A 12,205-nucleotide genomic window follows, 5' to 3' on the forward strand; every position below is an offset into this window, starting at 1 on the left:
TATGACAAAAAATTATTTTCCAGACGATTTTCTTTGGGGAGGTGCGATCGCAGCTAATCAAGCTGAAGGTGCATGGGATAAAGATGGTAAAGGGATGTCCGTTGCTGATGTGGCAACATTTAAACCCAAGGTAGCAGTAGAAAATTATAAAGCACAATGGCATGTTGGTCTTGAGGGTATAAAAGCCGCAAAGCTTACAGATGATACGGTTTATTATCCTAAACGGCGCGGCATTGATTTTTATCATCGCTATAAAGAAGATCTTGGGCTTTTTGCAGAAATGGGCTTTAATGTCTTACGTGTTTCGATTGCTTGGACCCGGCTGTTTCCAAAAGGGACTGAAAGCACACCGAATCCAAAAGGGTTAGCCTATTATAAAGCACTATTTACTGAGATGAAGCGACTTGGCATTGAACCGCTAGTGACTTTATCCCATTATGAGATGCCATTGTATTTAGTTGAGGAATATGATGGATGGGCTTCTCGCGATGTCATTGATATGTTTGTGAAATACTGTAAAGTGGTTTTTGAGGAATATAAAGGGCTCGTTAACTATTGGCTGACGTTTAATGAGATTGATAGTGTGTTCAGACACCCTTTCACCACAGCAGGTGTCGTAGAGGAGAAATATGCTGATAAGAAGCAGGCAGAAGAAGCGATTTATCAAGCCTTGCATCACCAATTTGTTGCGGCTGCTTTAGCCAAAAAGCATCTAAATCAAATCATCCCAGGTGCAAAGATGGGCTGTATGCTAACGAAAGTTGTTCACTATCCTGAAACATGTAATCCTGAGGATATTTTATTAGCACAACAGGAAAATCGAAGTAATATGTTTGCATCTGATGTGCAAATACTTGGGGAGTACCCGCAGCATGTTTTAAATTATTTAGATGATCAGGGTTTTAATGTCACCATGACGGAACAAGATTTGAGCTTAATTAAACATCATACCGTTGATTATTTATCTTTAAGTTATTATATGTCAATCGTAACCTCGATTCATGCAGACCAAAGGGAGAAAGTAAGCGGGAACTTAACCAGTGGTGTAAAGAATCCCCACTTATCCACTTCAGAATGGGGCTGGCAAATTGACCCGATCGGTCTACGTGTAGGCTTAATAGATTTGTATGATCGCTATCGTATCCCTTTATTTATCGTTGAAAACGGGATGGGTGCTAAAGATGAGATTGAGCAAGATGGAACAATTAATGATGATTACCGAATTAATTACTTTCAATCACACATTGAGCAAATGCATTTAGCGATTAAAGATGGTGTCGATCTAATGGGCTACACTTCATGGGGCTGTATTGATATTGTTAGTGCATCAACCTCGCAAATGACCAAACGTTATGGCTTTATCTATGTTGATGCGGATGATTATGGGGAAGGTAGCTATCAAAGAAAGAAGAAAAAGTCTTTCTATTGGTACAAGAAAGTGATCGAAACCAATGGGGCGGATTTATCTAACTAAACTTTCGTAGACTGAAAATAGTCATTCAACCTTGATCGTGTTCAATAGACGCGGTATGCAATAATGCTTGTTGATTTTACCTATGCATGGATGTGTCCGCCTGCGACCTTCTCATACGTTTAATACGTTTAGAATGTTGTTTCGTTCCGAAAAGCAAGGGATTCGCTTTTCGCGGGGATGGCCTCGGGCCTACAGGATGTAGGTCAATTAGACGTTGTCACACGAGGTGACGGGTTTAGTCTAATATTCCACTGTGTGAAGCAAAAATCACGCCTCAAGTGGATCTTCAGCTCATCCTATTCCCGCAGAAGTCTCACCCTTTACTTTTCTCCACTTAGACGGGTGGTTCATACGGAATGCGTAACCCCAACCGCACGAAATAAATTGAAGAAGAAGTTCTTAATTCTGAGACACCATTCCGATGTACGTCCACGGATTGAAATGGCGTTTGATGAGATCTTGAAAGACAACCATTATTAAGATAGATATTACTATTTAGTAGGTGAGATATGTGTAGACACCTGTGGGAGCAGCTCAAGACACATCCACATAAAGCGGAACATAGCTTACCTTCGCGTCTAAAACATAAATCTATATTCAAACGCAACGCTTATATTAATATTAGGTTTATCTTGGCTGAACCTAAAAATTCAAATGACAAAGTTGAGTATCTAATTAAAAACATTTCATTTTGGCATAGGGCATTTAGCTCTATGCTGTTTTTTGTATCTTGGGAAGCATAAAGGTCTAATAAGAGCAGGCAAACGAATCGATTAGTTAAGATCATTTAACGCGTTAAATAACTACACTAACCCATGTTAAACTTTTACCCATTCAATAAACCTAGGTCATCGGACCTTAGTGAAGATTTAGCCCTATAACTCCCCTACTTTAGTCATATTCAAAAATTACCCATTAAACCTGTATAATGGAAAGGTATGTTTATCATAGATAGACTTCCGTAAATTTCCACCATAAAATGGAGAGCAGAAGTCAATTTATTTAGTCGTGAGCTAACAGGAAGCTAATGTCCAGATTCACTCAATGACCAATCCGTGGGTAAAGAAAACACTCACTAATTGAAGGTTCGTTTTATATCGAATGACATAATTAATCTAAACAACCATACAAATTTTAGTATAAAAAAGGGGGCAACTTAGATGGGGAATTATAGTGCTGATCGTGATGAATTAAACCAGCGTCTGAAGGAATATGACGATGTAGCAGAAGCGTGGAATGAAAGTGAAGCCAAATTTTCTAGAAGCTATGATGGAATATATGATAGGGTTAATATAGAAACGGATATGGAAAAAAATGCGGTTAAGAATTATTGGAACGGCATGGTGAGTGCAGATGAGAAAGCAGCTAAAGGATTTAAGGAAGTCACGCGTGGTTTGTCTAATTTAAATGCGACAATGGATGCGTTTATTGAGGAGTTAGGTTCAGGCGGAACCAACCTTGATAAATTGAATTTAACACGGTTGCAAGAAGCAGTTTTTTCTGATGATGCTCTCTTTGCTACCATTTTAGCAAAGATGGAAGCAGGAGTTTCCATGACGTCTTCTGAACAAGAGCTATTGTATCAATATTTACAAAATCACTATTTAACAGATGAGAAAAGGGAGCAAATTAACGCTCTTATTAACATGTTAACAGAACAAAATGTAGATGAACTGCAATCCCATTTGAATGATCATGTTCTTGTTTCTGAAGAAACGTTAATTTCTGAAATAGCTCTTATTGAAGCCTACTTATATAGTGGTAATCTGAGAGTGACTGATTATATGAAGGTGGAATCTGATCGATTAGGTCTGGAAAATACATCTTATATTAAAAGATTGATAATGTATAAAAAAATGCTAAAGGAACACAAAAAAAATATAGAACAAATTAATCTTGAAGCAGGTGGAGATCTCCCGTTTTTAGTGCAGGTTAACGATCTTTCATTAGCAGAGGTAAATAATCGAGTACATGTTATAAATTCAGAATTAATAGTTAGCATTTCTAAATATGCTAATGAAGAGGTGAGAGAATCGTTTCTTGATCTGCAACAACCGATTCCAAATACTTCATTGGTTGATGTTAATGTCACTTATTACATGGGTGATAATGCGGTCTCAAACTTGAATAGTGATGATACTGCTGAGATGGAGGAATATAAGCGTAAACATGCCACTTACTTTATTGGTGGTAAAGTTGTGGAATTGGCTATGGATATTACAACAAAATCAGTATTTCAACCTGTCGTTCTGATAAATGAATACCAATCAGAAAAACAAGAGCTAAACAAACAAATTACAATTGGAAATGCCACTTCGAGTGCATCCAATTTAAATATGGAAATGGTAATCGTAGAAAGTGGTTATTTTAATGAAAATGATACGTGGGTAGAAGTTTTACCGACTAATTCAACATATGCCATTTTAGAGCGCTGGGAGCAGACACATCAGATGAACTCGGATATCCCGTTTCCGAAGGAGTATATTGATCAGCAACAATGGGATAAGGTGAGTGACTTTTATAATGATTCTACGGATCAGTTTGAAGCGGTTCATAACAGCTTAAGTAACTATATTAAATCAGCTTATTTACCAAAGGATAAAGAAATTGAAGAGATAATTAAAAATAATATTGAATAGAGGATGAAGACTAATGAGGGTTTCGCTAAAGTATAAAGTGTTGATAATTTTGGTGTTATCCGTAATTATTGGTGTTGCTCTTTATTATTACGGAACAAAAGCCAGACAGGAACAAGCCACTGGTGAAGCATTAAAAGATTACAGTTATATCGCACGTGAATATGCATTAGATGCGATCTATAAAAGTAAAGAGTTCCCAGTAGAAGTTGAGTTGTATCCGTCTGCTTATACAGAAGCGATTCTTGAGAGGTGGAAAGCTATTTCAGAGCGTTACCCAGAACTGGACTATCCTGAATCAGCGATTGAAGCTAGAGACTGGATTGAAGTGCATAAGGCGTTTGAAGATACGGATTTACTAAAGGATGTAATCAGAAAGATGTATAAGGACGCAACCATTGCCTATGAGGGTTTAGGAGGGAGTTATATCACCTTACTAGATTATATTTTTTACAAAAAATATGAACCCTCAAACATGGAAGATATAGTCATTGATCTAGGAATCGAACCGCCTAGGGAAGAAGAATAATTTCAAAAGAAATAGCTAGTCTATGGGAGGGATCACGTTGAAAAAAAGAATAACAGTGATTATTGTAACAGTTATCGCCCTGCTCACTATTGTCAGCTACTTAATGTTTCAATGGTTAAACGATAATCAAGATATTGAAGAAGCCATTGAACAAGAGTTCCGTACCTTAAGGCAGTATGTCGAAGATGTTTATGCGATCGAATATCTAGATGATGATCGGGCGTTGGTTTTTTATAGTTGGGATTTCCCAGTCTTTTATAATTTCGGTGTAATGGAATTAGAAAAAACGTGGCGAGGTTGGCAATTTGTTGAATCAATAAGCAATCGGATTGAAGTAGAAAATGCTTGGGTGAAGGGTGTATATGCTGAAATTACCGATTACGTTATTTTAAGAGGACCAATGTGGGCAGGTATAGATGAAATCGAGATTATCACTGATGATGGCAGAGAGTACCGACCGGAGATTGGTAGAGCAGAGTGGCAGATGTGGTATCTTATTTTAGAAGATGAGCCTTTTGAAGAAGCGACATTTATTTTATATGACAGTGATGGTGAAGTGCTTCGGGAAGAAGTGCTTCAATTTGACTTAAATTGGCCGGAGTGAGGGTAAAACACTTTTAATTTTTAGAGCATAGAATCAGAGGGCTTGGTAACTGATGTGTGGTTAATAAGTTTTTTATATGGTATAAGACTAAGTTCTTAGCTGTTTTATATAAATGGAAATATCATACTTATGTCATATTGAAGCGGTTGATGGTGAATGAAATCACTATATTAAATCAGGTTTTATATCAGAAAATATGGATATTGAAGCTGTGATTGCAAATTATGCTGAATAGAGGATGAGAAGTGATGAAGCTTTCATTAAAGTATAAAGTGTTGATGATTGTTATATTATCCGTATTTACTGCTTTTTCACTTTATTATTTCGTAACAAAGCTCCAACAAGAGCAAGCTGTTACTGAAGCACTAATTGACTACAGAAATATTACGCGTGAATACGGATTAGACGCGGTTTATAAAAGTAAAGAGTATCCAATTGAAGTCGAGCTATATCCGACAGCACATACAGAAGCGATTCTTGAGAGATGGAAAGCGATTTCTGAGCGTTACCCTGAGCTTGACTATCCTAAGGCAGCGATCGAAGCAGAAGATTGGCTTACAGTGGAAGAGTCACTTGAAGATACGGATGTACTGAAAGAAGTAGTAGATCAAATGTACGAGGATTCAACGATCCCTCCAGAAGGAGCAGGGGCTAGTTTTACAACTCTTTTTAACTACATTAAGTACCATCAATATGATACGCAGTATATTGAAGAGGTATTGATTGATTTAGGGATCGAACCCCTTAAAGAAACAGATTAAAATTAAAGACTAGCTCATCTATTGGAGGGGATCGTGTGAAAAAAAAGAAAGTAATAATTGTTACAATGACTATTATCTTGCTAATCGTTATTAGTTACTTTGGTTTTCAATTAGTAAATCAAAATCAAGATATTGAAGATGCCATTGAACAAGAGTTGTACGAATTAAAGCATACTGTAGAAGATATCTATGCGATTGAATTTCTAGATGATGATCGAGTACTGGTTTTCTATAGTTGGAGTTTTCCGGATTATTCTAATTTTGGTGTGATGGAATTAGAAAAAACATGGCGAGGTTGGCAATTTGTTGAAGCTGTTAGTAACCGAATGGAAATGAAAAACGCTTGGTTAAAGGGAGTATATGTTAAAATTGGTGATCGCGCTATTTTAAGAGGACCTACGTGGGCAAGTGTAGCTAAGATTGAAATTATCACTGGTGATGGCAGAGAATACCGACCAGAGATTGGTAAAGCAGAGCGTAATATCTGGTATCTTATTTTAGACGATGCTCCTTTTGAAGAAGCAACATTCATTTTATATGATAACGATGGTGAAGTGCTTCATGAAGAAGTGCTTGAATTTGACTTGAATTGGCCGGAGTGAGGACAAAACACCCTTAACATTTAGAGCAATCAAACTAATAAATAGAATCAGAAGGACTTGGTAACTGATGTTTGGTTACTAAGTTTTTTGTATGGCATAGGACTAAGTTCTTAGCTGGTTTATATAAATAGAAATAGCATATTCAAGCGTTGATGGTGAATGAAATGACTATATTAAATTTGGTTATCTATCAGAAGAAGTAACCATTGAAGATCGGATTGCAAATAATGTGGAATAGAGGATGGTGAGTATGAATCTATCATTAAAATATAAAGTGTTAATGATTGTTGTGCTATTAATGTTTATTGGTATTTTTCTTTATTATTACGGAACAAAAGCCAGACAGGAACAAGCCGCTACTGAAGAACTAATTGATTACAACTATATTATACGTGAATATGGATTAGACGCGGTTTATAAAAGTAAAGAGGATCCAATAGAGATAGAGGTATATCCATCGGCTTATACAGAAGCGATTCTTAATAGGTGGAAAGAAATAAATATCTAACCGTTACCCTGAGCTTGACTATCCTGAGGCAGCGATCGAAGCAGAGGATTGGCTTACAGTGGAAGAATCTCTTGAAGATACGGATGTGCTACGAGAAGTAGTGGATCAAATGTACGAAGATTCAACGATTCCTCCAGAAGGAGCAGGGGCTAGTTTTACAACTCTTTTTAACTATATTAAGTACCATCAATATGATACGCAGTATATTGAAGAGGTATTGATTGATTTAGGAATCGAACCCTCTAAAGAAACAGACTAATATTAAAGACTAGCTTATCTATTGGAGGGGATTGTGTGAAAAAAAAGAAAGTAATAATGGTTACAATGACCATTATATTGTTAATCGTTATTTGTTACTTTGCTTTTCAATTCGTAAACCAAAATCAAGATATTGAAGATGCCATTGAACAAGAGTTTCGTTCATTAAGAATTTATATGGAAGAAATTTATGCAATTGAATTTCTTGATGACGATCGGGCAATGGTTTTTTACAGTTGGGCTCATCCAGATTTCTCTAATTTCGGTGTGATGGAATTAGAAAAAACGTGGAGAGGTTGGCAATTTGTTGAAGCGATTAGCAATCGAATGGAAAGAAAAAATGCTTGGTTGAAGGGTGTATATGCTGAAATTACCGATCACGCGATTTTAAGAGGACCAACATGGGCAAGTGTAGATAAAATTGTAATCATTACTGATGATGGCAGAGAGTATACCCCAGAGCTTGGTAAGGCAGAGCGTCAGATCTGGTATCTTATTTTAGAAGATGAGCCCTTTGAAGAAGCAACATTCATTTTATATGATAGCGATGGCGAAGTGCTTCGGGAAGAAGTGCTGCAATTTGACTTGAATAGCTAGTTGTTAGTTGGAGGGATCGCGTTGAAAAAAAGAATAACAGTGATTATTGTAACAGTTATCGCCCTGCTCACTATTGTCAGTTACTTAATATCTGAACGATTAAATGCTTATCAAGATATTGAAGAAGTCATTGAACAAGAGTTCCGTACCTTAAGGCAATATGTCGAGGATGTCTATGCGATTGAATTTCTAGATGACGATCGGGCATTGGTTTTTTATAGTTGGGATTTCCCAGCCTTTTATAATTTCGGTGTGATGGAATTAGAAAAAACATGGAGAGGTTGGCAATTTGTTGAAGCAATAAGCAATCGGATGGAAAGGAAACGCGCTTGGCTGAAGGGAACGTATGCTGAAATTGGTGATCACGCAATTTTAAGAGGACCAACATGGGCAAGTGTAGATAAGATTGAAATTATCACTGCTGATGGCAGAGAGTATATCCCAGAGCTTGGTAGAGCAGAGTGGCAGATGTGGTATCTTATTTTAGAAGATGAGCCTTTTGAAGAAGCGACATTTATTTTATATGACAGTGATGGTGAAGTGCTTAAGGAAGAAGTGCTTGAATTTGACTTAAATTGGCCAGAGTGAGGGAAAAACACTTTTAATTTTTAGAGCATAGAATCAGAGGGCTTGGTAACTGATGTGTGGTTAATAAGTTTTTTGTATGGTATAGGACTAAGTTCTTAGCTGTTTTATATAAATGGAAATATCATACTTATGTCATATTGAAGAGGTTGATGGTGAATGAAGTCACTATATTAAATTTGGTTATCTATCAGAAGAAGTAACCATTGAAGATCTGATTGAAAATAATGTGGAATAGAGGATGGTGAGCAATGAATCTATCATTAAAATATAAAGTGTTGATGATTTTTATGTTATTAGTGTTTATTGGTGTTTTTCTTTATTATTATGGGGCGAAAGTCAGACAGGAAGAAGCTGATGCTGAAGCGCTAAGAGATTATAGTTATATTGTACGCGAATATGCTTTAGACGCGGTATATAAAAGCAAGGAGAACCCAGTTGAAGTAGAATTATATCCGTCAGCGTACACAGAAGCGATTCTTGAGAGGTGGAAAGCTATTTCAGATCGTTATCCTGAATTTGAGTATCCGGAAGCCGCAATTGAAGAAGGGGATTGGTTTAAAGTTAATCGTGTAATTAAAGATGCTGAAATGCTAAAGGATACAGTAGACAAAATGTATGAAGATGCAACGGTAGAATTTGAGGGATTAAAAGGTAGCTTTACCACTTTACTTGATTATATTTTCTACCAAAAATATGAACCCTCAAACATAGAAGATATACTTATTGATTTAGGCTTTGAATCACCTAGGGAAGAAGAATGATTTTCAAGAAAATAGTTAGTTATTGCTGGAGGGATCGCATTGAAAAAAAGAATCATAGTTAGTACTGTAATAGTTGTTTTCGCCCTACTCACTATTGTCAGCTACTTCATGTTTCAATGGTTAAACGATAATCAAGATATTGAGGATGTTATTAAACAAGAATTTCGTTCTTTAGGGCAGTATGTTGAAAATGTATATGCAATTGAATATCCAGATGATGATCGGGCGTTGATTTTTTATAGTTGGTCTCATCCAGATTTCTCTAACTTTGGTGTGATGGAATTAGAAAAAACATGGAGGGGTTGGCAATTTGTTGAAGCAATAAGCAATCGAATGGAAAGAAAAAATGCTTGGTTAAAAGGTGTATATGCAGAAATTGGTGATCACGCTATTTTAAGAGGACCAACATGGGCAAATGTAGATAAGATTGAAATTATCACTGATGATGGCAGAGAGTATATCCCGGATATTGGTAAATCAGAGTGGCATATGTGGTATCTTATTTTAGAAGATGAACCCTTTGAAGAAGCAACATTCATTTTATATGATAGCGATGGTGAAGTCCTTTGGGAAGAAGTACTTCAATTTGACTTAAATTTGCTGGAGTGAGGATAAAGCATCTTTATCAAGAACAGCAATCAATAAATATAATCAGGGGGGACTTGGTAACTGATGTTTGGTTACTAAGTTTTTTGTATGGCATAGGACTAAGTTCTTAGCTACTTTGTATAAATGGAAATATCATACTTATGTCATATTCAAGTGGTTGATGGTGAATGAAGTCACTATATTAAATTTGGTTATCTATCAGAAGAAGTAACCATTGAAGAGTTGATTGACAAATAATACGGAATAGAGGATGGTGAGTATGAATCTATCATTAAAGTATAGAGTGTTAATGATTGTTGTGTTCGCGATATTTATTGGTGTATTTCTTTATTATTACGGAACAAAAGCCAGACAGGAGCAAGCTGTTGCAGAAGAGCTAAGAGAATATAGTTATATCGCACGTGAATATGCATTAGATGCGATTTATAAAAGTACAGAGTTCCCAGTAGAAGTTGAGCTATATCCATCAGCGCATACAGAAGCGATTCTTGAGCGATGGAAAGCTATTTCAGATCGTTACCCAGAACTGGACTATCCTGAAGCAGCGATTGAAGCAAGAGATTGGATTGAGGTGCATAAGTCGTTTGAGGATACAGACTTACTAAATGGTGTAATCAGAAAGATGTATAAGGACGCAACCGTTACCTCTGAGGGTTTAGGGGTGAGTTATATCACTTTACTTGATTATATTTTTTACCAAAAATATGAGGCCTCAAACATTGAAGATGTAGTCATTGATCTGGGGATCGAACCGTCTAGGGAAGAAGAATAATGTCAAAAGAAATAGCTAGTCTATGGGAGGGATCACGTTGAAAAAAAGAATAACAGTGATTATTGTAACAGTTATCACCCTGCTCACTATTGTTAGTTACCTAATATTTCAAATGTTAACTGATGATCAAGATATCGAGGAGGTTATTAAACAAGAATTTCGTTCTTTGGGACAATATGTTGAAAATGTTTATTCGATTGAATATCTAGATGATGATCGGGTGTTAATATTTTATAGTTGGAGTTATCCAGAATACTCTAATTTAGGTGTTTTGGAATTAGAGAAAACATGGCGGGGTTGGCAATTTGTTGAAGCAATAAGCAATCGGATTGAGATTGAAAATGCTTGGTTGAAAGGTGTATATGCTGAAATTACCGATCACGTTATTTTAAGAGGTACTGTAACAGCAGCGGTAGAAGAAATTGTGCTTATCACTGATGATGGTAGAGAGTATTGTCCCTCGGTGGGTAAAGCAGAGCGGAATATGTGGTATCTTATTTTAGAAGATGAGCCCTTTGAAGAAGCGACATTTATTTTATTTGATAGAAATGGAGAAGTAATTCGAGAAGAAGTGCTGCAATTTGATTTGAATAGCTAGTTATTAGTTGGAGGGATCACGTTGAAAAAAAGAATCATAGTGATTATTGTAACAGTTATCACCCTGCTCACTATTGGCAGTTACTTAATATCTGAACGATTAAATGCTTATCAAGATATTGAAGAAGTCATTGAACAAGAGTTCCGTACCTTAAGGCAGTATGTCGAGGATGTCTATGCGATTGAATATCTAGATGATGATCGGGCATTGGTTTTTTATAGTTGGGATTTCCCAGCTTATTATAATTTCGGTGTGATGGAATTAGAAAAAACATGGCGGGGGTGGCAATTTGTTGAAGCGATTAGTAATCGTATGGAAAGGAAAACAGCTTGGGTGAAGGGGACTTATGCTGAAATTACCGATCGCGTCATTTTAAGAGGCCCGGTGTCGGGAAATGCAGAAGAGATTGTGATTATCACTGATGATGGCAGAGAGTACCGACCGGAGATTGGTAGAGCAGAGTGGCAGATGTGGTATCTTATTTTAGAAGATGAGCCTTTTGAAGAAGCGACATTTATTTTATATGACAGTGATGGTGAAGTGCTTCGGGAAGAAGTGCTTCAATTTGACTTAAATTGGCCGGAGTGAGGGTAAAACACTTTTAATTTTTAGAGCAATCAAATGAATTAATAGAATCAGGGGACTTGGTAACGGATATAAAGTTACTGAGTTTTTTGTTATTAATAGATAAAATAACTCTTGGTATAAAGAGATTTAATGTTAAGAACGGGATGGATATAGTTAAAAGTTTTGTCATTTGTGCTTATCATAAAATTTGATTTTTATATTACCTGTGCAACCATAAGCGATTATCAATCGTCGAATAGATAAAATGAAGGGGGGGTAATAAATGGCTGATACAGACATGATCGATCAGTCCATAACGTTTAATTCAAAGGTACAATGGT

15 protein-coding genes are annotated in these 12,205 nt (G+C 36.4%); all 15 read left to right on the forward strand.

Going from position 1 to position 12,205, the window contains the following annotated elements; all coding sequences use genetic code 11:
* The first annotated feature begins 1 nt into the window (after position 1).
* The 15 genes from JOE23_RS00340 (at position 2) to JOE23_RS00405 (ending at position 11,885) form a co-directional block, all read left to right on the forward strand.
* Positions 2-1,474 (forward strand): glycoside hydrolase family 1 protein, encoded by a 1,473-nt coding sequence (locus JOE23_RS00340; protein WP_204435300.1) that lies wholly within the window; start codon positions 2-4, stop codon positions 1,472-1,474.
* Between the two features lie 1,160 nt (positions 1,475-2,634).
* Positions 2,635-4,113, forward strand: a complete 1,479-nt coding sequence (locus tag JOE23_RS00345) for a hypothetical protein (RefSeq protein ID WP_204435301.1) — start codon at positions 2,635-2,637, stop codon at positions 4,111-4,113.
* A gap of 13 nt (positions 4,114-4,126) precedes the next feature.
* The gene (locus JOE23_RS00350; RefSeq protein WP_204435302.1) at positions 4,127-4,639 is read left to right on the forward strand and encodes a hypothetical protein; all 513 of its coding nucleotides are present in this window, start codon (positions 4,127-4,129) and stop codon (positions 4,637-4,639) included.
* A 37-nt stretch (positions 4,640-4,676) separates the two neighbouring features.
* On the forward strand, positions 4,677-5,243 hold the full coding sequence (locus tag JOE23_RS00355) for a hypothetical protein (RefSeq protein ID WP_204435303.1): 567 nt from the start codon (positions 4,677-4,679) through the stop codon (positions 5,241-5,243).
* A 248-nt stretch (positions 5,244-5,491) separates the two neighbouring features.
* The gene (locus JOE23_RS00360; protein WP_204435304.1) at positions 5,492-6,004 is read left to right on the forward strand and encodes a hypothetical protein; all 513 of its coding nucleotides are present in this window, start codon (positions 5,492-5,494) and stop codon (positions 6,002-6,004) included.
* 35 nt (positions 6,005-6,039) lie between these two features.
* A complete protein-coding gene (locus tag JOE23_RS00365; RefSeq protein ID WP_204435305.1) occupies positions 6,040-6,606 on the forward strand; it encodes a hypothetical protein in 567 nt (188 codons plus the stop codon).
* 250 nt (positions 6,607-6,856) lie between these two features.
* A complete protein-coding gene (locus JOE23_RS17750; protein ID WP_239585190.1) occupies positions 6,857-7,114 on the forward strand; it encodes a hypothetical protein in 258 nt (85 codons plus the stop codon).
* A 58-nt stretch (positions 7,115-7,172) separates the two neighbouring features.
* Positions 7,173-7,373, forward strand: coding sequence for a hypothetical protein (locus JOE23_RS17755; protein WP_239585191.1), 201 nt, complete (start codon positions 7,173-7,175; stop codon positions 7,371-7,373).
* 35 nt (positions 7,374-7,408) lie between these two features.
* A complete protein-coding gene (locus JOE23_RS00375) occupies positions 7,409-7,969 on the forward strand; it encodes a hypothetical protein (RefSeq protein WP_204435306.1) in 561 nt (186 codons plus the stop codon).
* 21 nt (positions 7,970-7,990) lie between these two features.
* Positions 7,991-8,557 carry a hypothetical protein gene (locus JOE23_RS00380; protein ID WP_204435307.1) on the forward strand — a complete coding sequence of 189 codons (567 nt, stop codon included), beginning with the start codon at positions 7,991-7,993 and terminating at the stop codon, positions 8,555-8,557.
* A gap of 248 nt (positions 8,558-8,805) precedes the next feature.
* The gene (locus JOE23_RS00385; RefSeq protein WP_204435308.1) at positions 8,806-9,318 is read left to right on the forward strand and encodes a hypothetical protein; all 513 of its coding nucleotides are present in this window, start codon (positions 8,806-8,808) and stop codon (positions 9,316-9,318) included.
* A 39-nt stretch (positions 9,319-9,357) separates the two neighbouring features.
* Positions 9,358-9,927, forward strand: coding sequence for a hypothetical protein (locus JOE23_RS00390; protein ID WP_204435309.1), 570 nt, complete (start codon positions 9,358-9,360; stop codon positions 9,925-9,927).
* 259 nt (positions 9,928-10,186) lie between these two features.
* Positions 10,187-10,699 (forward strand): hypothetical protein, encoded by a 513-nt coding sequence (locus JOE23_RS00395; protein ID WP_204435310.1) that lies wholly within the window; start codon positions 10,187-10,189, stop codon positions 10,697-10,699.
* 37 nt (positions 10,700-10,736) lie between these two features.
* Positions 10,737-11,297, forward strand: coding sequence for a hypothetical protein (locus JOE23_RS00400; protein ID WP_204435311.1), 561 nt, complete (start codon positions 10,737-10,739; stop codon positions 11,295-11,297).
* Between the two features lie 21 nt (positions 11,298-11,318).
* A complete protein-coding gene (locus JOE23_RS00405; protein ID WP_204435312.1) occupies positions 11,319-11,885 on the forward strand; it encodes a hypothetical protein in 567 nt (188 codons plus the stop codon).
* Positions 11,886-12,205 lie beyond the last annotated feature (320 nt).

The sequence above is a fragment of the Amphibacillus cookii genome, assembly GCF_016908375.1.
Classification (GTDB): domain Bacteria; phylum Bacillota; class Bacilli; order Bacillales; family Amphibacillaceae; genus Amphibacillus_C; species Amphibacillus_C cookii.